At 69.2% G+C, this 19,232-nt stretch carries 19 protein-coding genes; 7 read left to right on the top strand and 12 right to left on the bottom strand.

Annotation, left to right across the window (positions count from 1 at the left end; all coding sequences use genetic code 11):
• Position 1: 1 nt before the first annotated feature.
• Entirely contained in the window at positions 2-844 is an 843-nt protein-coding gene (pyrF, locus tag ASF45_RS28640; protein WP_056671586.1) for an orotidine-5'-phosphate decarboxylase, read from the bottom strand.
• Between the two features lie 42 nt (positions 845-886).
• Here pyrF and ASF45_RS28635 point away from each other — a divergent pair, with 42 nt between their 5' ends.
• The gene (locus ASF45_RS28635) at positions 887-1,780 is read left to right on the top strand and encodes a DMT family transporter (RefSeq protein WP_056671583.1); all 894 of its coding nucleotides are present in this window, start codon (positions 887-889) and stop codon (positions 1,778-1,780) included.
• Here ASF45_RS28635 and ASF45_RS28630 read toward each other — a convergent pair.
• Genes ASF45_RS28630 through tsaB form a run of 3 tightly spaced genes read right to left on the bottom strand, consistent with a single transcriptional unit; the run spans position 1,767 to position 3,800 of the window.
• On the bottom strand, positions 1,767-2,621 hold the full coding sequence (locus ASF45_RS28630; RefSeq protein WP_056671580.1) for a uracil-DNA glycosylase family protein: 855 nt from the start codon (positions 2,619-2,621) through the stop codon (positions 1,767-1,769). The genes ASF45_RS28635 and ASF45_RS28630 overlap by 14 nt on opposite strands.
• 13 nt (positions 2,622-2,634) lie before the next feature.
• Positions 2,635-3,105, bottom strand: coding sequence for a ribosomal protein S18-alanine N-acetyltransferase (gene rimI / locus ASF45_RS28625; RefSeq protein ID WP_056671577.1), 471 nt, complete (start codon positions 3,103-3,105; stop codon positions 2,635-2,637).
• On the bottom strand, positions 3,102-3,800 hold the full coding sequence (gene tsaB, locus ASF45_RS28620; protein ID WP_056671869.1) for a tRNA (adenosine(37)-N6)-threonylcarbamoyltransferase complex dimerization subunit type 1 TsaB: 699 nt from the start codon (positions 3,798-3,800) through the stop codon (positions 3,102-3,104). Before tsaB ends, rimI begins: the two co-directional genes overlap by 4 nt.
• Before the next feature lie 62 nt (positions 3,801-3,862).
• On the opposite strand from tsaB, the gene dacB reads away from it, so the two are divergent.
• A complete protein-coding gene (gene dacB / locus ASF45_RS28615; RefSeq protein ID WP_056671574.1) occupies positions 3,863-5,305 on the top strand; it encodes a D-alanyl-D-alanine carboxypeptidase/D-alanyl-D-alanine-endopeptidase in 1,443 nt (480 codons plus the stop codon).
• A 37-nt stretch (positions 5,306-5,342) separates the two neighbouring features.
• Positions 5,343-6,587: an SGNH/GDSL hydrolase family protein gene (locus tag ASF45_RS28610; RefSeq protein WP_235581060.1), complete on the top strand. Its 1,245-nt coding sequence runs from the start codon at positions 5,343-5,345 to the stop codon at positions 6,585-6,587.
• 63 nt (positions 6,588-6,650) lie between these two features.
• On the opposite strand, the gene ASF45_RS28605 is transcribed toward ASF45_RS28610, so the two are convergent.
• The 4 genes from ASF45_RS28605 to purE all read right to left on the bottom strand — a co-directional run bounded on the left by ASF45_RS28605 (position 6,651) and on the right by purE (position 10,360).
• A complete protein-coding gene (locus tag ASF45_RS28605; protein ID WP_235581059.1) occupies positions 6,651-7,583 on the bottom strand; it encodes an SGNH/GDSL hydrolase family protein in 933 nt (310 codons plus the stop codon).
• 76 nt (positions 7,584-7,659) lie between these two features.
• The gene (locus ASF45_RS28600; protein ID WP_056671567.1) at positions 7,660-8,685 is read right to left on the bottom strand and encodes an L-threonylcarbamoyladenylate synthase; all 1,026 of its coding nucleotides are present in this window, start codon (positions 8,683-8,685) and stop codon (positions 7,660-7,662) included.
• A 2-nt stretch (positions 8,686-8,687) separates the two neighbouring features.
• Positions 8,688-9,872, bottom strand: coding sequence for a 5-(carboxyamino)imidazole ribonucleotide synthase (locus ASF45_RS28595; protein WP_056671565.1), 1,185 nt, complete (start codon positions 9,870-9,872; stop codon positions 8,688-8,690).
• On the bottom strand, positions 9,869-10,360 hold the full coding sequence (purE, locus tag ASF45_RS28590) for a 5-(carboxyamino)imidazole ribonucleotide mutase (RefSeq protein WP_056671563.1): 492 nt from the start codon (positions 10,358-10,360) through the stop codon (positions 9,869-9,871). Before purE ends, ASF45_RS28595 begins: the two co-directional genes overlap by 4 nt.
• A gap of 35 nt (positions 10,361-10,395) precedes the next feature.
• Between purE and ASF45_RS28585 the strand changes: the two genes are divergently transcribed.
• Positions 10,396-11,364, top strand: a complete 969-nt coding sequence (locus ASF45_RS28585; RefSeq protein ID WP_056671561.1) for a tetratricopeptide repeat protein — start codon at positions 10,396-10,398, stop codon at positions 11,362-11,364.
• Here ASF45_RS28585 and ASF45_RS28580 read toward each other — a convergent pair whose 3' ends face one another.
• Positions 11,365-12,261, bottom strand: a complete 897-nt coding sequence (locus ASF45_RS28580) for a phosphoribosylaminoimidazolesuccinocarboxamide synthase (protein WP_056671559.1) — start codon at positions 12,259-12,261, stop codon at positions 11,365-11,367.
• A 119-nt stretch (positions 12,262-12,380) separates the two neighbouring features.
• Positions 12,381-13,268, bottom strand: coding sequence for a fructose bisphosphate aldolase (locus tag ASF45_RS28575; RefSeq protein WP_056671557.1), 888 nt, complete (start codon positions 13,266-13,268; stop codon positions 12,381-12,383).
• A gap of 282 nt (positions 13,269-13,550) precedes the next feature.
• Between ASF45_RS28575 and ASF45_RS28570 the strand changes: the two genes are divergently transcribed.
• Complete coding sequence (locus tag ASF45_RS28570; RefSeq protein WP_056671555.1) at positions 13,551-14,321, top strand: YdiY family protein; 771 nt, start codon at positions 13,551-13,553, stop codon at positions 14,319-14,321.
• A 6-nt stretch (positions 14,322-14,327) separates the two neighbouring features.
• Here the strand turns inward: ASF45_RS28570 and pyk are convergent, their stop codons facing one another.
• Positions 14,328-15,776, bottom strand: coding sequence for a pyruvate kinase (pyk, locus tag ASF45_RS28565; protein ID WP_056671554.1), 1,449 nt, complete (start codon positions 15,774-15,776; stop codon positions 14,328-14,330).
• 130 nt (positions 15,777-15,906) lie between these two features.
• Here pyk and ASF45_RS28560 point away from each other — a divergent pair, with 130 nt between their 5' ends.
• Both ASF45_RS28560 and ASF45_RS28555 read left to right on the top strand, forming a co-directional pair.
• Positions 15,907-17,007: a fatty acid desaturase gene (locus ASF45_RS28560; protein ID WP_056671551.1), complete on the top strand. Its 1,101-nt coding sequence runs from the start codon at positions 15,907-15,909 to the stop codon at positions 17,005-17,007.
• Between the two features lie 70 nt (positions 17,008-17,077).
• Complete coding sequence (locus tag ASF45_RS28555; RefSeq protein WP_056671549.1) at positions 17,078-18,007, top strand: DUF3014 domain-containing protein; 930 nt, start codon at positions 17,078-17,080, stop codon at positions 18,005-18,007.
• On the opposite strand, the gene ASF45_RS28550 is transcribed toward ASF45_RS28555, so the two are convergent.
• Positions 18,008-19,201, bottom strand: a complete 1,194-nt coding sequence (locus tag ASF45_RS28550; protein WP_056671547.1) for a phosphoglycerate kinase — start codon at positions 19,199-19,201, stop codon at positions 18,008-18,010. It lies immediately after the preceding gene.
• Positions 19,202-19,232: the final 31 nt, after the last annotated feature.

Genomic DNA, 19,232 nt, shown 5'->3' with positions numbered 1-19,232 from the left:
CTCAGACGGCACGCGCCGCGTGCAGCACATCGCGTGTGCGCATGGCTTCCTGCCGCGCAGCCGCGGCAAAGTCGTCGCCCGACGACGCATACAGGATCGCCCGAGATGAGCTGACCACCACCGGCCCGGTGGTCTGTGCAGCATCGCCACGCCACGCCGCACGCACCGTGGCCTGCGCGTCACCGCCCTGCGCACCGACGCCCGGGATCAACAGCGGCACCGAGGGTGCCAGCGCACGCACCCGCTCCAGTTCGGATGGGTAGGTGGCACCCACCACCAGACCCAGTTGCCCATTGCGGTTCCAGGGGCCCTGCGCCAATTGCGCGATGTGTTCGTACATGCGCGGCTGGCCGTTCACGCTGGCCAGGCTCTGGTTCTGAAGGTCGTCGCCCCCGGGGTTGGAGGTGCGGCACAGCAGGAAGGCGCCCTTGCCTTCGCGCCGCAGGTACGGATCGACCGAATCGAAGCCCATGAAGGGCGACAGCGTGACCGCGTCGGCACCGTAGCGCTCGAAGGCCTCGATGGCGTATTGCTCGGCGGTCGAGCCGATGTCGCCACGCTTGGCGTCCAGGATCACGGGCACATGCGGCGCGGCGCGGCGGATGTGGGAAATCAGGCGTTCGAGCTGGTCTTCGGCGCGGTGCGCGGCGAAGTAGGCGATCTGCGGCTTGAAGGCGATGGCCAGGTCGGCCGTGGCGTCGACGATCGCGGCGCAGAAATCGTGGATGCGGCTGGCGTCGCCGCGCAGCGCACCGGGAAAGCGGGCCGGGTCCGGGTCCAGGCCCACACAGAGCAGCGAGCCATTGCGCTGCTCGGCACCGCGCAGCATGTCGAGGAAGGTCATGCCGCGATTGTAAGAACCGACCCCCGCTACCATCGGCCGCCTATGCAGGCACTGAGCACGAGACAAGCCGCCATGCTGGTGGCGCTCACGGTCGTCTGGGGGCTGAACTGGCCGGTCATGAAGATCGGCGTGACGGGCTACCCGGCGATCACCTTCCGCGTCATCTCGCTGTGGATCGGCGTGCCGCTGCTGGGCCTGGGCCTGTTGGCACTGCGCACGCCACTGGCCGTGCCGCGCACATACTGGGGCGAACTGTTCTGGCTGGGCGTGACCAACATGTTCGTCTGGCATGCGTTGATGGTGCTGGCGGTGCAAGCACTGTCCAGCGGGCGCGCGGCCATCCTGGGCTACTCGATGCCGATCTTCTCGGCCGTGTTCGGCGCGCTGTTCTTCGGCGAACGGCTGCGGGCACGTGCGTGGAGCGGCGTGGCTGCGGCAGCGCTGGGCGTGTTGCTGCTGCTCTGGCACGAACTGTCCAACATGGCAGGCCGGCCGATCGGTGTGCTGCTGGCGCTGGCAGGCGCCGCCACCTGGGCCATCGGCACGCAGAAGATGCGGCGCCACACCCTTCCCATCTCCACGCCCGCGCTGGTGTTCTGGATGACGGCCATGAGTGCCTGCATCATGAGCGTGCTGTCCTTCCTGTTCGAGCGCGAACGCTGGATGGCGCCGACCCCACCCGTCTGGGGCGCCATCCTCTACAACGGCGTGCTGATCTTCGCGCTGGCGCAGGTGGTCTGGTTCTCGCTGGCGCGCGCCCTGCCGCCCGTGGCCTCCACGCTGGGGGTGATGCTGATCCCCATCCTCGGCGTGTTCAGTGGCGCCTGGTGGTTGGGCGAGGCGCTGCACTGGCAGGACTGGGCCGCCATGGGTCTCATGGTGGTGGCGATCGCATCGGTGCTGTGGCCCGAGCGGCGCGCCGTCACGGCGACCTGAGCGTTTCCATCGCCAGGCACAGGTCGGCCCAGGCCTTGGCTTTCTCGGGCAGGCTGCGCAACAGATAGGCCGGGTGGTAGCTCACGACCACGGGCACGCCCTCGTAGCGGTAGACCTTGCCGCGCAGCCGGCCCAGCGGCTGGGTCTGCACGTCGGGCACGCTGCCGGCCAGCAGCGACTGCACGGCGAAGCGGCCCACGGCCAGGATGAGCCTGGGCTGCAGCAGCGCGATCTGGCGCTTCAGAAAGGGCTCGCACTGCGCCACCTCGTCGAGCGCGGGATTGCGGTTGCCGGGCGGGCGGCACTTGAGCACGTTGACGATGAAGGCCGCCTGCGCGCCCCGCACCTCGCCATGCCGGCTCACGCCGACGGCGCGCAGCATGTTGTCCAGCAGCTTGCCGGCCTGGCCGACGAAGGGCTCGCCGCGCAGGTCTTCCTGCTCGCCAGGCGCCTCGCCGACGATGAGCCAGTCGACGCGCGGCGGCGCATCCGCTCCGGGCGCCACCGGGCCGACGCCGAACACGGTGTTCTTGCGCGTGCCGCAGAGCTTGCACGCCTCGCAGCCCGCCACGGACAGCTGCAGTGCGGACCAGTCCATGGCGGCAATGGCGGCGGCGCGGCCGTCGTCGGCCGGCACCGTAGCCGACAGGGGCACGGCAGCCACAGGCATGGCCGCCGCCACGACAGGCGCGGGCCGTGCCACCGCGGGCGGTGGCGCGACGGGTGCGGCCACGGCCGCAGGCGGCTCTGCGGGCACCACGGCCGGCGCCTGCGGCCACCAGACGCGCACATGCATCTCTTCCAGCATCGCGCGCTGGCGTGCATCGAGTTCCAGGGCCATCAGCAGCGCACGCTCACAGTTGCAGACTCATGACGATGGCGTCTTCGCGCTTGAACGCCGACTCCGGGTAGTAGCCCTTGCGCTGGCCCACGCGCCGAAAGCCATAGGCCGCGTAGATCTGGAACGCGCGCAGGTTGCTCACGCGCACCTCCAGCCACAGCCACTGCGCACGCTGGCCGCGCGACCACAGGCACAGCGCATCGAGCATCAGGCGGGCCCAGCCGCGGCGCTGCTGGCTCGGCGCCACCGTGATGTTGAGCAAGTGCACCTCATCCACCCCCTTCATCGCGATGAAGTAGCCCAGGACCTCGGAGTCGCCCAGCAACACCTGCGCCTGGTAGCCGGACGCCAGTGCGTCCTGGAAGTTGCGGCGCGTCCACGGATGGGTGTAGGCCTGCTGCTCGATGGCGACGACCGCCGACAGCCAGTCCTCGGTCATGGGCTCGAAGCGGGCCTCGCCCGTCAGTTCCGGCAGCGCGCTCACGGCGTGGCAGCCTTTTCGGCCAAGCGCTCCGCCGTGGTCTTGGCGACCTTGTTGCGCACATAGCGGGGCAGCGCCTGCTCGGCCGGCACGGCCAGGCCTGCGGCCAGCAGCTGCGGCGCCACCCGCAGCATGGCGGTGGCCAGCGGCAGCACGGCCAGGCCCGGCGCGCCGGCCAGGCGTCCGCCGTAGGCCGCACCCGCATTGCCGGCCAGCGTCCAGCCATCGGGCACCGTCAGCGCCTCGGGCGCCAGCAGGTCGAAATCGCCATCCTGCAACCAATGGCCTTCCGCGAAGCGGTAATGGCCGGCATAGACCTCGTTCATGCGGGCGTCCAGCGCGGCCACGACCTCGGTCACCCCGGCCATCTGCCGCGCCTCGTCGGCCACGGCCAGCAGCGTATCGACCGGCAGCAGCGGCACGCCTTCTGGGCGCTGGGCCCGCGTGCCGAACGCCAGCCCCTGGGCCACTGCACAGGCGGTGCGCAAGCCCGTGAACGAACCCGGCCCGCAGCCGAAGGCAATGGCATCGAGTTGCGCCAGCCCCAGGCCGGCCTGGCGCAGCAGGTCCAGCACCATGGGCAGCAGCGTGGTGGACGCCTGTGCACCGCCGGGGCCGCTGCGCTCCAGCACGCGCGCGCCATCGCTGACCGCCACCGACAGGCTCTCGGTGCTGGTGTCGAATGCCAGCAGGCGCAGGCTGGAAGAAACGGGGAGCATGGCCAGGATTATCCGATGGGCCGCCGGTAGACTCGCGCGCCATGCGCTTGCCCTTCTCCCGGCTGGTCCCGCTGCTGGCGGGTTGGATGTTGAGCCTGCCCAGCGCGGCAGCCCCGCCTGGTGCGGAGCGCCCGCTGCCGCCCGCCGTGGCCACCGCCTTGGCACAAGCCAAGGTGCCGCGCGACGCCGTGGCCTTCCTCGTGCAACCACTGGACGACACCGCGCCGCGGCTGGCCCACCGCGTGGATGCGGCGATGAACCCGGCCTCGGTCATGAAGATGGTGACCACGCTGGCCGCGCTGGACCAGCTCGGCCCCGGCTTCACCTGGAAGACGCGCTTTTATGCCGATGGCCCCGTCGCCGATGGCGTGCTGCACGGCAACCTGTACATCGAGGGCGGCGGCGATCCCAAGCTCGTGCTCGAACGCGTGGACAGCGCCTTCCGCACACTGCAGGCCGCCGGCGTGCGCCAGGTGCGCGGCGACATGGTGCTGGACAACAGCATCTTCGACGTGCCGACGCACGACCCGGCCGCCTTCGACAACGAGCCCCTGCGCCCCTACAACGTCGCCCCGGACGGGCTGCTGGTCAACTTCAAGGCGCTGATCCTGCGCTTCACACCGCAGGCCGATGGCACGGCGCTGGTGACGAGCGAGCCGCCGCTGACCGGCGTGGTCGTGCCGGACGCCGTGCCGCTGGCCCGCAACCAGGCCTGTGGCGACTGGCGCAGCGCCCTGCAGGCCGATTTCTCCGATCCCAACGCCGTGCACCTGCAGGGCGACTACCCCGCCCGCTGCGGCGAGCGCGACTGGACCGTGGCCTACGTGGAGCCGTCCAGCTATGCGCAACGCGCGCTGCTGGCCTTGTTCCGCGCGGCTGGSGGCCAGCTCGACGGCAGCGCCCGCCAGGGCCGCCGGCCGGCCAACGCCCGCCTGCTGCTGGAGGCGCCCTCGCTGCCGCTGGCCGAGGTCATCGCCGACGTGAACAAGCGCAGCAACAACGTGATGGCCCAGCAACTGCTGCTGACGCTCGCGGCCCAGCGCCGGCTGCCAGCGCGCATGGAGGACGGGCGCGAAGCCATCGCCGCCTGGTGGCGCCGATTCGTCGGCAGCGCCACGCCAGGGCCCCTGCTGGAGAACGGCGCAGGCCTGAGCCGCGACGAGCGCATCAGCGCGAGCGCGCTGGCGCGCATGCTGGCGCGCGCCAGCCGCCATGCCGAGGCTGCCACCTACCTGCAATCGCTGTCGCTGGCCGGCGTCGACGGCACGACCGAACGCATGCGCGAGCGCGGGCTGACCCACGTGGTCGGAAACGCCTGGCTCAAGACGGGCTCGCTGCGCGACGTGGCATCCGTCGCAGGTTACGTACGGGGCCGCAGCGGGCAGCGCTACGTGGTCGTGGCCATGATCAACCATGCCAATGCGCTGTCTGCGCGGCCCGCGCTGGATTCCTTGTTGGAATGGGCCGCAGAGGACGACAGGTGACGACCTAATGCATGCAAACGCCCGATGACAAGGGAATTTGCACATCTTCTTTGGTCGACTTGCATTCCCTTTCGTTCAAAAATCGCCCGCCAAAGCGTGTCTGGCTGTAAATTTTGTGAGCGGCTCCGCGCACATTGCCATGACCTCCTGCATTCAAGCCGTTGAAAGGAATTCCATGCAATTGAAGAAGACTTGCCTCGCCGTCCTCGCAGCCCTCGCGGTGGCCGCCTGCGGTGGTGGCGATGACGGTCCGACCTACAGCCGGCTCGTGTCGTTCGGCGACAGTCTGTCCGACGTGGGGAGCTACAAGACACCGGGCATCGCGGCCCTGGGTGGCGGGAAGTACACCGTCAACGGCGGTGGCAACGAGATCTGGATCGAGCAGTTGTCGGTCAAACTGGAGCTGGCAGCCCCCTGTGCGGCGCAGACCGGGCTGGAGGCCAAACCCGACGGCATCTTCGCGGCACTCGCAGCCGCCGTCACCAACCACCCCGGCTGCACGGCCTACGGCCAGGGCGGCTCGCGCGTGACCGATCCGGTCGGCCCCTGGAACAAGGCACTGCTGAACATCCAGACGGAGCAGGCCCAGTTCCAGGGCCAATTGGGCCAGTTGACCGTTCCGGTTGCGACGCAAATCGCCAACCATCTGGCGGCCTCGGGCGGCAGCTTTTCCGACCGGGAACTCGTGACCGTGCTGGCTGGCGCGAACGACGTGTTCGTCGCGACAGACGCATTCGCCGCAGCAGCGGCTGGCGCGACCACTCCGGAGCAGGTGCAGGCGGCCACGGCCCAAGCCATCGGCACCTTGGCGCAGGCCGGCACCGAACTGGCCACGCTGATCCGCACGCAGATCGTCGCCAAGGGCGCCAAGCGCGTCCTGGTGCTGAACCTGCCCAACATCAGCAAGACGCCTGAAACGCTGGCTGCAGGCGCGCAGGCGCAACAACTGGTCGACGGCATGACCCTCGCGTTCAACGCCGCGCTCAAGGCGGGCCTGGATGGCACGGCCGAAGTCGCTCAGGTCGATTTCTATGCGCAGAACTCCCAGCATTCGGTCACGCCGGCCGCATTCGGCCTCACGGTCACGGACACCCCCGCCTGCACCAACACCTTCCCGCAGGCACCGGGCTTCCTGGCACCTTCTCTGACCTGCACCACCGCGACCACGCGGGCGGACTCCTCGCGCTACCTGTTCGCCGACACCGTGCACCCCACGCCCTATGGCCACTCCCTGATACGCGACATGGCACTGGAAGCGCTCAAAGCCAAGAACTGGCTCTGAACTCCAGCCGCCCAAAAAACAAAAGAGCCCCGCGGGGCTCTTTTCGTTTTCAGCCTGGCGTGCTCACCAGCGGTTGTTGATCCGTCCGTAGGCGTACGTACCGAATTGGCGCTGCAGATTGGGCGTGGTGTACAGCTTGTCCGCGAACATGTAGCTGTTGTACGTGACGCCGGAGGCGATGGTGCCGGTCGTGCACAGTGCCGAGTTGATCTCGTTGCTGCCGATGCCGATGCCTGGGCCGGCATCCGCCGAAGTGCAAGCCACGTTGACGGCATTGTTCAGGCCAAAGCTCGAGATCGTGTCCTTGTCAGCCGCGAGGTTGAAGTAGTAGGCCGCGTCCACGTACAGCACTGTCTCCCCCAGGTCGACCACGGACACCAGGAACGCAGAATTGAAGGCCTGACTGGCGCTTTCGATGGCGGAGGCCTGGCCAGATGCCTGGGCCCAGGGCGTGATGCCCAGGTTCATCGTGCCGACCACCACCACGTGTTTTGCCCCGGACGCGACCAGATTTCGCGTCAAGGTGCCGAGCGCCTTGCCCGCCGTGTCCGCGTTCTTCACCAACTCGTCCTGGGTCTGGCTACCGGCCAGGAAAGCCTTGGCCTGCGCCAGCACATCGGCCATGCCGCCGTTGACGATGACCAGGTCGTTCTCCGCATAGGTGTTGCCTGCGGCCAGGAAGGCGGCAGCCTGTTCGGTCACGGTCAACGTGTCGGAACTGCCCAGCAGGTCGGGCTTTTCCACCACCCGGGCACCGTTCCTGGCATAGCCGGTCCCGCCGGCGCTCGAGGCGGTGATGGTCATGCCGTACTCCGCTGCCACCTGCGCCAGCCAATGGTTGGTCGTGCCGTCGTTGACGGTGTACCTGTTGCCACCGGATTGCCCCACATCGGAGAAGGCATCGCCAAAGGAAATCAGGCGGCTGGGCTGCAGGTCCGACTCGGTGGTGCTCGACCCGCAGGCACTCAGCAACACGGCCGAGGCACCCAGGGCCACGGCGGCCAGGGCGCGCCGCCAGGAAATTCGACTCATCGGTCTCTCCAGAAAAAGTTGCGGGAGTGTACGGCCGCGGTCAGGCAGCTGCCGCACGTTGCAAACGGTCACGTATACCCGCCCACGCGTCATCGGACGGGGGCATTTCCACCCAGATCAGGCGCACGCCCGTCGCGTCGAGCTCGCGCAGCACGGCGAACAGTTCGCGCGCTGCATCAGCCGCATCCGCGGGCATGCGCCGCGCCAGCACGCGGCGCGAGGGACTGTGCAGGGCCGTGCGCGCATAGACCGCCACGGTGGGCGTGGCATCCACGGCCGCGTCCAGCTCGGTGCCCAGCACCTGCAGCGCGGCCTGCAAGGCGGCGGCGTCCATCAAGCGCACGCTGGCCCGCGGCGCGTAGTGCGCGGCCAGGGTCCCCGAAGCGCGCGGGTCGGCCGCCAGCTCGTCCTTGCCGCGCACGGGCTGGCCGCAGACGGCCTCGATCTGCTCGCGGCTGATGCCGCCGGGACGCAGCAACACCGGCACGCCGCGGGTCGCGTCGACGATGGTCGATTCGATGCCGACATCGCAGGCGCCACCGTCCAGCACCAGCAGGCCATCGCCGAACTCCGCGGCCACGTGCGCGGCCGTGGTCGGGCTCACGCGGCCGAACTGGTTGGCGCTCGGCGCCGCCACGCCGGCCACACCCAGCTCGGCGGCGGCGCGGAAGACGGCCTGGGCCACCGGATGGGAGGGGCAGCGCAAGCCGATCGAGTCCTGTCCGCCGGCCGCCTTGGCGCCCACGGCGCTGCGCCGCGGCAGGATCAGCGTGAGCGGACCGGGCCAGAAGCGCCGGATCAAGGCCTCGGCCCAGGCCGGCCAGTCCTGCGCGAAGTGCGCGAGCGCCGGCGGCAGGCCGCCGGCATCGCCGGGCGCGACGTGCACGATCAACGGGTGGTCGGCCGGGCGGCCCTTGGCGGCGTAGATCTTGTCCACGGCGGCGTCGTTGCCGGCGTCGGCCGCCAGGCCGTAGACGGTTTCGGTGGGCAGGCCCAGCAGCCCGCCAGCGGCCAGCGTCTGGGCCGCGCGCGCGATGGCGCCGGGATCGGCAGCAGCAAGGATCATGGTCAGAACGGCGCGATGCCCAGGATGGCCGCCACCCGCAAGGCGGTGGTGCGCACGGCCTCGGGCGTGGCGCCCGTCACATTCAGGTGGCCCATCTTGCGCGCCCGCGCTGCCTTGAGCTTGCCGTACAGGTGCAGGTGCACGCCGGGCAGGGCCAGCACCGCATCCCATGGCGGCGTGACGGCCTCTGCGCTCACCTGCGCCCGCTGCCCATTGGGGTCGAACCACAGGTCGCCGAGCAGGTTCAGCATGACGGTGGGGCTGTGCAGGCGCGGCGCGACCAGCGGCAGGCCGGCCAGCGTGCGCACCTGCTGGTCGAACTGCGAGACGTCGCAGGCATCGATGCTGTAGTGGCCGCTGTTGTGCGGGCGCGGCGCGATCTCGTTGACGACCAGGCGGCCGTCCTGCAGCACGAAGAATTCCACGCACAGCACGCCCACGTAGGCCAGGCCCTCGGCCACGGCGCGCGCGGCAGCGATGGCCTTCTCGCAGATGGCGGCCGGCAGCACGCCGGCGTGGACGGTGGTCACGGCCAGGATGCCGTCGCGGTGCAGGTTGTGCTGCACCGGGAAATGCACCATGGCACCGTCGCGGCCGCGCGCCACGATGACCGAGCACTCGTCGGCCAGCGGCAGCATCTGCTCGAGCACGCAGGGCGCGCGCTGCAGCCGCTCCCAGGCGGCCGCCAGTTCCTCGCGCGTGCGCACCCGCGCCTGGCCCTTGCCGTCGTAGCCCATGCGGGCGGTCTTGAGAATGCCTGGCAGCAGCTGGGCGTCGACCTGTTCAAGCGAGGCCTGGTCCGTGATTTCGGCGTAGGGTGCGCAGGGCACGCCGATGCGCGTGAAGTGCGCCTTCTCGGCGCTGCGGTCCTGGGCGATGGCCACGGCCTCTGCCGCGGGGGCCACGGGCCGCCGAGCGGCCAGCTGCGCCAGCGCGGGCGCGGGCACGTTCTCGAATTCGGTCGTCACGGCGTCGCACAGGCGCGCCAGTTCGGCAAGGCCCTGGGCATCCAGGTAGTCGGTCTGCACATGGTGGTGGCTCACGCGGCCTGCGGGGCTGGACGCATCCGGGTCCAGCACGGCCGTGAAGTAGCCCATGCTCTGCGCCGCGTGCACGAACATGCGGCCCAGCTGGCCGCCGCCCATCACACCCAGCGTGGCGCCGGGCAACAAGGGGGGCTGCGTCATACCGGCGGCAAGGTCATGGCCTGGGCAGCCGCGGTCTGCTCGGCGCGGAAGGCATCGAGCCTGGCGCGCAGGGCCGGGTCGTTCACAGCCAGCATGGCGACGGCGAACAGCGCCGCATTGGCCGCGCCGGCCACGCCGATCGCGAAGGTGGCGACCGGGATGCCCTTGGGCATCTGCACGATGCTGTGCAGCGAATCCACGCCCTGCAGGTGTTTGCTCGCCACCGGCACGCCCAGCACGGGCACCGTGGTCTTGGCCGCCAGCATGCCGGGCAGGTGGGCGGCGCCGCCGGCGCCCGCGATGATGGCCGCCAGGCCGCGGCCGGCGGCGGCCTCGGCATAGGCGAACATCTCGTCCGGCATGCGGTGGGCCGAGACCACCCGTGCTTCGTGTGCGATACCGAATTGCGTGAGAATCCCCACCGCATGCTGCATGGTGTCCCAGTCGCTGCTGGAGCCCATGACAATCCCAATTTGAACTGCGCTCATCGCGCGATTTTACTTTTCACCCCCAGGTTCTCCCGATGATTGACATCACCCTCGACAATTTCCAGGCCGACCTGATCGAAGCCTCCCAGCAGCAACCGGTGTTGCTGGACATCTGGGCCGAATGGTGTGGCCCCTGCAAACAGCTGGGCCCGGTGCTGGAAAAGCTCGAGCGCGACTACGACGGCCGCTTCCTGCTGGCCAAGCTCGATGCCGACAAGGTGCCGCAGATCGCCCAGCAGCTGAGCCAGATGTTCGGCGTGCGCAGCATCCCGTTCTGCGTGATGTTCTCGGGTGGCCAGCCGGTGGACGGCTTCGTCGGCGCCGTGCCCGAAGCGCAGATCCGCGAGTTCCTGGACAAGCACGTGCCGGGTGAAGACGAACTGGCCAGCGCCGACGAGGCCGAGGCCGCGCAGGAGCTGCTGGAGTCCGGCGACGCCGATGCCGCCCTGGTCAAGCTGCAGGAAGCGCTGGCCGTGAACCCGGCCAACGACGACGCGCGCTACGACTACGTGAAGCTGCTGATCTCCGCCGGCCACTTCGAGGACGCCGGCGCGGCGCTGCAGCCGGCGCTGGTGCAGATCCCGGTGCAGCTGCGCTTCGAGGCGCTGGCCCAGTGGCGCGCAGCGCTCGAAGCCGTGGCCGCCGACCCGCGCCAGGACTGGAGCGTGGAGCAATTCGACGCCAAGATCGCCGAGAACAAGCGCGACTTCGACCTGCGCCTGGCCAAGAGCCGCGTGCTGCTGGCGCGTGGCGAGCCCACCGCTGCCATGGACGAACTGCTGGAAATCATCATGCGCGACAAGAAGTGGAGCGAGGAGCTCCCGCGCAAGACCTACATCGCCATCCTGGAGCTGCTGACGCCGCCCAAGCCCAAGGCCGCGGCCGACGCTGGCGGCAAGACCGCCGGCGGCATCGAGCTGACCGGCAAGGCGGCCATGGCGGAAGACCCGCAGGCGGCGCTGGTCTCCAGCTACCGCCGCAAGCTCAGCATGGCGCTGAACTGATCAGCCGTTGAGACGCTGCCAGGCTTCCTGGTACTTGGCAGCGGTCTTGTCGATCACCTCGCGCGGCAGGCGCGGCGCCGGCGGGGTCTTGTCCCAGGGCTTGCCGTTGATGCGCACCGATTCCAGCCAGTCGCGCACGAACTGCTTGTCGTAGCTGGGCGGGTTGCTGCCCTCCTGCCAGCTTTCGGCGGGCCAGAAGCGCGAGGAATCGGGCGTCAGCACCTCGTCCATCAGATGCAGCGTGCCGGCATCGTCCAGGCCGAACTCGAACTTGGTGTCGGCAATGATGATGCCCTTGGTCTGGGCAATCGCGCAGGCGGCCTGGTAGATCGCGATGCTGGTGTCCTTGATCTTCGTCGCCAGCTCGAGGCCGACGATCTCCACGACCTTCTCGAAGGTGATGTTCTCGTCGTGCGCGCCGGCCTCGGCCTTGTAGGCCGGGGTGAAGATGGGTGCGGGCAGCTGGCTGGCGTTCTTCAGGCCAGCGGGCAGCGGCACGCCGCAGACGGCCTGGCCTTCCTGGTATTCCTTCCAGCCGCTGCCGGCCAGGTAGCCGCGCACCACCGCCTCCACCGGAATGGGCTTGAGGCGCTTGACCAGCATGGCACGGCCACGCACCTGCTCGACCTCTTCAGGCGCCACCACGCTCTCGGGCGCATCGCCGGTCAGGTGGTTGGGGCACAGGTGGCCCAACTGGTCGAACCAGTACAGCGCCATCTGCGTCAGCAACGCGCCCTTGCCGGGGATGGGCTCGCCCATGATCACGTCGAAGGCGCTGATGCGGTCGCTGGCCACCATCAGGATGCGGTCGGTGCCGACGGCGTAGTTGTCGCGCACCTTGCCGCGGGCCAGCAGCGGCAGGGAGGTCAGCTTGGAGGTGTGCAGGGCAGAGGTCATGGTGCAGGCCGCAAGGCATCGGAAAGTCGGAACACGGGTCGCCGGCGATTGTCCACGACGCCGGCCGCCCAGAAAAAAGGCCGCGGATTCCGCGGCCTTGGGCTGGGCGCGGGCGCCGCTCAGGCGATGGAGGCCTTGTAGATCGATTCGATGGCGCTGTCGAGCGCGCCGTTGAATTCGGCGTCGGACTGCTGGGCCGACAGGCCTTCGGTCAGCGCGCGGCTGAAGCTGGCGATCACGCCGGGGTTCTTGGCCAGCATGGCGTTGGAGTCGTCACGGCTGTAGCCGCCCGACAGCGCCACCACGCGCACGACCTTGGGATGCTTGACCAGTTCGCTGTAGAAGCCGTCCACCGTGGGGATGGTCAGCTTGAGCATGACCTTGGCGTCGCCCGGCAGCGCGTCCAGGCGCTTGATGAAGCCGGCCTTGAGCAGCGCCTCGGCTTCCTTCTTGTCGGTGGCCTTGATGTTGACTTCCGGCTCGATGATGGGCATCAGGCCACCCTTGAGGATCTGCAGGCCCACGGCGAACTGCTGGTCCAGCACGGCATCGATGCCCTTGGCGTTGGCGCTGTTGATGACCGAGCGCATCTTGGTGCCGAAGATGCCCTTCTTGACCGCGCGCGCCACCAGGGCGTCGAGCTCGGGCATGGGCTTCATGAGCTGCACGCCGTCAGCTTCGTCGGCCAGGCCCTTGTCGACCTTCAGGAAGGGCACGACCTGCTTCTTCTCCCACAGGTAGGTCGCGGCGTCGACGCCGTCGAACTGGCGGTCCATGGTCATCTCGAACAGGATGGCGCCCAGCACACGGCGGCCGTCGAAGGCCGGGCTGGTAACGATGCGGTTACGCATGGCGTGCACCAGGTCGAACATCTGCGCCTCGCCGTTGTAGGCGGATTCCTCGACGCCGTAGAGCTTGAGCGCCTTGGGCGTGCTGCCGCCACTCTGGTCCAGAGCGGCGATGAAACCGTTGCCGGTGGAGACTTTGTTCAACTGTTCCTGATTCACTGGTGACACCTTCTTGGGATGGGAGGCCGGGGCGGCGGGATGCACAAAACCGCGGAATTGTAGGGGGATGGCCCGCCGAATCGGGTGAAACCCGAGCGCTGCGGCCGGTAACCAGACCGTAACCAGCATCCGGGACAGAGAGCGCGCCACGCCGCTGTCGGACAAGCGCGCGATCGCCGGCCGGTCTCAGCAATTCACCGCAACCGCGATTGCTGCGCCGCACACCATTGGCGGCCACAGCGCTCGCAGCGCTTTTTTCTTTTCTTCCAGGAGGTTTTCCCGATGCCGTCGACCCGACTCTCGATCCGCCAGGCCACCCTGACCGCACTGCTCGCAGCGCCGCTGCTGGCCTCGGCCCAGGTCACGCTCAAGCCGGACAACAAGTGGCGCTACCTGTTCACAGCCGGCGCCAATGCCGCGACCGGCAACAACGAATCGGTCGCCCTGAACCTGACGGGCGAGGCCGCGCGCGTGAGCGCGATCGACAAATGGACCTTCCTGGGCCAGGGCGCCTACGCCCACAGCGATGGCGAGACGCAGACCGAGCGCTTCGCACTGGGCACGCAGTACACGCGCGACCTGACACCGGTCTGGTTCGGTTTCGGCTCGGCCGACGGCCTGCGCGACAAGCTGGCCAACCTGTCCTCGCGCCTGTCGGTGGCCTCGGGCGTGGGCTACCACGTCATCAAGAACGACCTGACCACCTTCGACGTGTCGGGCGGCCTGGGCTACAGCCGCGACCGCTTCATCGAGCCGACCGAGATCGACGGCAGCGTGCGCGACGGCTACGGCCGGCTGGAACTGGTGCTGGCCGAGGAATCCAACCACAAGCTGACGCAGACCACCAGCCTGCGCCAGCGCCTGGCGCTCTACCCCAACCTGCGCGACACGGGCGCGTACCGCGCCAGCTTCGACACCAACGTCACGGTGGCGATGACCCAGTCCATGAACCTCACGGCCGGGCTCAGCGTGCGCTACAACAGCGACCCCGGCGCGGGCGTGAAGAAGACCGACGCGATGTTCGTGACCGGCGTGTCGTTCCGCTTCGACTGACGCGCTTCAGCTGACCACGCAGATCTTGAGCATGTTGGTGCCGCCCGGGGCACCCATGGGTTCGCCGCAGGTGATGGTGTAGACGTCCCCGCTTTGCACGATGCCGCGCTTCTTCAAGTGGGCCTCGGCCTGCTCGAGGGCGGTGTCGCGGTCGGTGTGGGAGTCCATCAGCAGCGGGCGCACGTTGCGGTACAGCGCCAGCTTGCGCTGCGTGGCCAGGCGCGAGGTCAACGCGTACATGGCGATGTGGGCACGGTGCCGGCTCATCCAGAGCATGGTCGAGCCCGAATCGGTCAGCGCCACGATGGCCTTGGCGCCCACGTGGTGCGCCGTGAACAGCGCGCCCATGGCGATGGACTGGTCGATGCGCGCGTAGTTGCGGCCGCTGAAGTCGGCGTCCAGGTTCTTGTCCTCGGCGCCCTCGGCGGCTTCGCAGATGCGGCTCATCTCCTGCACGGTTTCCAGCGGGTAGCGGCCCGAAGCCGTCTCGGCCGACAGCATCACCGCGTCGGTGCCGTCCAGCACGGCGTTGGCCACGTCGCTGACCTCGGCACGCGTGGGCACCGGGTTGGTGATCATCGACTCCATCATCTGCGTGGCCGTGATGGCCACCTTGTCCATGTCGCGCGCCATGCGGATCATCTTCTTCTGCAGCGCCGGCACGGCGGCGTTGCCGACTTCCACAGCCAGGTCGCCGCGCGCGACCATGATGCCGTCGCTGGCGCGCAGGATCTCCTCGAGCTTGGGAATCGCCTCGGCGCGTTCGATCTTGGCGATCATGCCGGGCTTGTGCCCGCTCTCGGCGCCCGCCACGTTGCACAGCTGGCGTGCCATCTCCATGTCGGTGGCATTCTTGGGGAAGCTCACGGCCACGTAGTCGGCCTGGAAGCTCATGGCGGTCTTGATGTCCTCCATGTCCTTGGCCGTCAGTGCCGGCGCGGTCAGGCCGCCGCCCTCCTTGTTGATGCCCTTGTTGTTGGACAGCTCGCCGCCGAGCTTGACCGTGGTGAACACCTGGTCGCCCTTGACGGCGTCGACCACCAGCACGATCAGCCCGTCGTTGAGCAACAGCCGGTCACCGGCCTTCACGTCGCGTGGCAGATCCTTGTAGTCCAGGCCCACGCCGTCGATGTCGCCCGGCTCGGTGCGCGCGGCATCGAGGACGAACTTCTCGCCCGGCACCAGCAGCACCTTGCCTTCGGCGAACTTGCCGACACGGATCTTGGGGCCTTGCAGGTCGGCCATGATGGCCACTTCGCGACCCGCCTTGCGCGCGGCCTCGCGCACCATGGCGGCGCGCGCGATGTGGTCCTGCGCCGTGCCGTGGCTGAAGTTCAGCCGGACCACGCTGACCTTGTGGATGATCATTTGCTCCAGCATCTCGGGCGTGCTGGAGGCCGGGCCCAGGGTGGCGACGATCTTGGTGGCGTGGCGGGGAAGTCGGGTCGTGCTCATGCAGGGTCTCCTTGTGGCGGCCATTCTCACATGGCGGTAAGACAGATTGCCCCGGCTTTGACCTCCATCACGGCACCGACCCGGCGGCTGGGCTACGGTGCCGTCTTTCGTTCGTCCGCACGCTCCCGTCATGCACAGCTTTCCCGCTCCGGCCCGGCCGGACCTGCCCGCGCCGCTCGCACCCGAGGCGCCCCTGCCGCACCGTAAAACCATCCGCTCCTGGCTGCTGCCGATCGCCCAGCGCAGCACGCTGCGCGCCTGCGTTCTGCTGGCCTTCGATCTGGCGCTGTTCATCGCGCTGGTCGCCGGCACCGTGCTGCTGCCCGCCTGGGGGCTGCAGCTGGCCTGCGCGCTGGCGGCTGGCTTCGTGATCGGCCGGCTGTTCATCATCGGCCACGACGCCTGCCACCAGAGCCTCACGCCGCACCGGCGCCTGAACCGCTGGCTGGGCCGCATCGCCTTCCTGCCCTCGCTGACGGCCTACAGCCTGTGGGACATGGGCCACAACGTGGTGCACCACGGCTTCACCAACCTCAAGGGCGTGGACTTCGTGTGGGCCCCGGCCACGCAGGCCGAATACCGCGCCATGTCGCCGCTGCGCCGGCTCTGCGAGCGCATCTACCGCAGCGGCTGGGGACCGGGCCTGTACTACATGGTGGAGATCTGGTGGAAGAAGATGATGTTCCCGCGCCGCAGCAGCATGGGCAACAGCTACCGCCCGGTCTTCACGCGCAACTGCCTGCTCGTGACGGGCTTCGCGGCACTGTGGATCGCCGCGCTGGTGGCCGCCGCGCTGGCCACGGACCAGGCCGTGTGGCAGGTGCTGCTGCTGGGCTTCGTCGTGCCCATGGTGTTCTGGTTCCACATGATGGGCTTCGTGATCTACGGCCACCACACCCATGTCAAGGTGAAGTGGCACGACGACAAGGCGGCCTGGCAGCGCGCCCAGCCCTTCGTCTCGACCACCGTGCACCTGACCTTCCCGCTGCGGATCGGCGCGCTGATCCACCACATCATGGAGCACACGGCGCACCACGTGGACATGAGCATCCCGCTGTACAAGCTCAAGGAAGCCCAGGCCCTGCTCGAGCAGTTGTTGCCCGAGCGCATCATCGTCCAGCGCTTCTCGTGGAAGTGGTACTTCGCCACCGCCCGGGCCTGCAAGCTCTACGACTTCTCGCGCCAGTGCTGGACCGACTTCCAAGGCCGCCCCGTCGTTGAGACGGCTTGACCCCAGGCCGCGCAGGGGGAACGCACCGGCCATGCGAGGATCACAAGGCCACACACCGAAAGGAGACCGCATGCCCGCCCCCGACCACCGCGACCTGCACCCGCCCCGCGCATCGGGTTCGTCCTGGATGCTGGGTCTGCTGGCCGTCGCGCTGGCAGCGGGTGGCGCCTGGTGGTTCTGGGGCCGGCCCGCCGTGCCGGCGCCGCCCGCACCGGCGCCTGCCGTGGCCGCCCCGGCGGAATCCGCGACCAGCGCCCCGCCGCCGCAGGCCGCGGCCTCCGGGCCGGAGCATCCCATCGAGGTTCCGCCAACCCAGGGCCAGGCCCTGCCCGCGCTGGCCGAGGCCGACGGTCCGGTCACCGATGCGCTGGTCGAACTGCTGGGTCGCGGCCCCGTGCAGGCCCTGCTGTTGACGGACGGCTTCGTGCGCCGCGTGGTGGCCACGGTCGACAACCTGCCGCGCGCCAGCGCGCCGGCGCGGCTGTGGCCAGTGCAGCCCACACCGCAGCGCTTCCTGGTGCAGGAAGAGGGAGAGAAGGCCCGGATCGCGCCGACCAATGCCGGCCGCTACGGCGCGCTGCTGTCCTTCGCCGAAGCCATTCCGCTCGAACGGGCGGTGCAGCTCTACGGCCGGCTCTACCCGTTGTTCCAGCAGGCTTACGAGGAGCTGGGCTACCCGGGCCGCTACTTCAACGACCGCCTCGTGGCGGTGCTGGACCACCTGCTGCAAACGCCAGAGCCGCAGGGTCCGCTGGCGGTGCGTCTTCTCGAAGTGCGCGGCGAGGTGGCCGATCCGCGTCCCTGGGTGCGCTGGGAGTTCGCCGATCCGCAGCTGCAATCGCTGTCGTCAGGCCAGAAGATGCTGGTGCGCATGGGCCCGGCCAACGCCAAGCGGGCCAAGACCCTGCTGACCAAGCTGCGCCGGCTGGTGGCCGCGGGTGCGGCCACCGCGCCCGTGCTCGCGGCGCCGGCCGCACCGGCAGCCTCGGCAGCGCGCTGATCAGCCGGCGGCGCGCTTGGACAGGATCTCGAAGGCCGGCAGGGTCTTGCCTTCCAGCACTTCGAGGAAAGCCCCGCCGCCCGTGGAGATGTAGCCCACGTCCTTCTCGATGCCGTACTTGGCGATCGCGGCCAGCGTGTCGCCGCCACCGGCGATGCTGAAGGCGCTGCTCTCGGCCACGGCGCGCGCGATGGCTTCCGTGCCCTTGGCGAAGGCGTCGAACTCGAACACGCCGACCGGGCCATTCCAGACGATGGTGCCAGCGGCCTTGAGCTGGGCCGCCAGGCGCGCCGCGGTCTTGGGGCCGATGTCCAGGATCAGATCGTCCGCTTCCACGTCGGCCGCGGCCTTGACGGTGGCCGGCGCGTCCGCCGCGAAGGCCTTGGCCGTGACCACGTCCTCGGGGATCGGCACCTCGGCGCCACGCGCCTTCATGGCCGCGATCACGGCCTTGGCCTCGCCGACCAGGTCGGGCTCGGCCAGGCTCTTGCCGATGGGCAGGCCGGCGGCCAGCAGGAAGGTGTTGGCAATGCCGCCGCCGACGATGAGGCCATCCACGTTCTTGGCCAGCGACTGCAGGATGGTCAGCTTGGTGCTGACCTTGGAGCCGGCCACGATGGCGATCAACGGGCGCTTGGGGCTGGCCAGCGCCTTGGTGATGGCGTCGATCTCGGCCGCCAGCAGCGGGCCGGCGCTGGCGGTCTTGGCGAACTGGGCGATGCCGTAGGTCGTGGCCTCGGCGCGGTGGGCCGTGCCGAAGGCATCGTTGACGTAGATGTCGCACAGCGCGGCGAGCTTCTTCGCGAGCGCCTCGTCGTTCTTCTTCTCGCCCTTGTTGACGCGGCAGTTTTCCAGCAGCACGACCTGGCCGGGCTGCACCTGCACGCCGTCGACCCAGTTGGCGACCAGCGGCACCTCGCGGCCCAGCAGCTCACCCAGGCGCTTGGCGACCGGGGCCAGCGAGTCCTCGGGCTTGAACGCGCCCTCGGTCGGGCGGCCCAGGTGCGAGGTCACCATCACGGCCGCACCGGCGTCCAGCGCCATGCGGATGCAGGGCACGGAGGCGCGCACGCGCGTGTCCTCGGTGATGTTGCCGGCGTCGTCCTGCGGCACGTTGAGGTCGGCGCGGATGAAGACGCGCTGGCCGGCGGCCTTGCCTTGGGCACACAGGTCGGAGAAGCGGAGAACGTTCATGGTGTGGTGGTGGGAAGTGGTGGACGACAGC

It is taken from the genome of Pseudorhodoferax sp. Leaf265, assembly GCF_001422365.1.
In the GTDB taxonomy this organism is placed as follows: Bacteria; Pseudomonadota; Gammaproteobacteria; order Burkholderiales; family Burkholderiaceae_C; genus Pseudorhodoferax.
This window is presented reverse-complemented; position numbering and strand designations above follow the sequence as displayed.

What these genes read in the sequence shown, in the direction of transcription:
- ASF45_RS28600 (WP_056671567.1), bottom strand. Translation starts at nt 8,685, where the DNA reads ATGATCCTTGCTGCTGCCGATCCCGGCGCCATCGCGCGCGCGGCCCAG.
- ASF45_RS28630 (WP_056671580.1), bottom strand. Translation starts at nt 2,621, where the DNA reads ATGGCCCTGGAACTCGATGCACGCCAGCGCGCGATGCTGGAAGAGATG.
- pyk (WP_056671554.1), bottom strand. Translation starts at nt 15,776, where the DNA reads ATGAGCACGACCCGACTTCCCCGCCACGCCACCAAGATCGTCGCCACC.
- ASF45_RS28570 (WP_056671555.1), top strand. Translation starts at nt 13,551, where the DNA reads ATGCCGTCGACCCGACTCTCGATCCGCCAGGCCACCCTGACCGCACTG.
- ASF45_RS28585 (WP_056671561.1), top strand. Translation starts at nt 10,396, where the DNA reads ATGATTGACATCACCCTCGACAATTTCCAGGCCGACCTGATCGAAGCC.
- ASF45_RS28580 (WP_056671559.1), bottom strand. Translation starts at nt 12,261, where the DNA reads ATGACCTCTGCCCTGCACACCTCCAAGCTGACCTCCCTGCCGCTGCTG.
- ASF45_RS28555 (WP_056671549.1), top strand. Translation starts at nt 17,078, where the DNA reads ATGCCCGCCCCCGACCACCGCGACCTGCACCCGCCCCGCGCATCGGGT.
- ASF45_RS28560 (WP_056671551.1), top strand. Translation starts at nt 15,907, where the DNA reads ATGCACAGCTTTCCCGCTCCGGCCCGGCCGGACCTGCCCGCGCCGCTC.
- purE (WP_056671563.1), bottom strand. Translation starts at nt 10,360, where the DNA reads ATGAGCGCAGTTCAAATTGGGATTGTCATGGGCTCCAGCAGCGACTGG.
- ASF45_RS28595 (WP_056671565.1), bottom strand. Translation starts at nt 9,872, where the DNA reads ATGACGCAGCCCCCCTTGTTGCCCGGCGCCACGCTGGGTGTGATGGGC.
- ASF45_RS28635 (WP_056671583.1), top strand. Translation starts at nt 887, where the DNA reads ATGCAGGCACTGAGCACGAGACAAGCCGCCATGCTGGTGGCGCTCACG.
- pyrF (WP_056671586.1), bottom strand. Translation starts at nt 844, where the DNA reads ATGACCTTCCTCGACATGCTGCGCGGTGCCGAGCAGCGCAATGGCTCG.
- ASF45_RS28550 (WP_056671547.1), bottom strand. Translation starts at nt 19,201, where the DNA reads ATGAACGTTCTCCGCTTCTCCGACCTGTGTGCCCAAGGCAAGGCCGCC.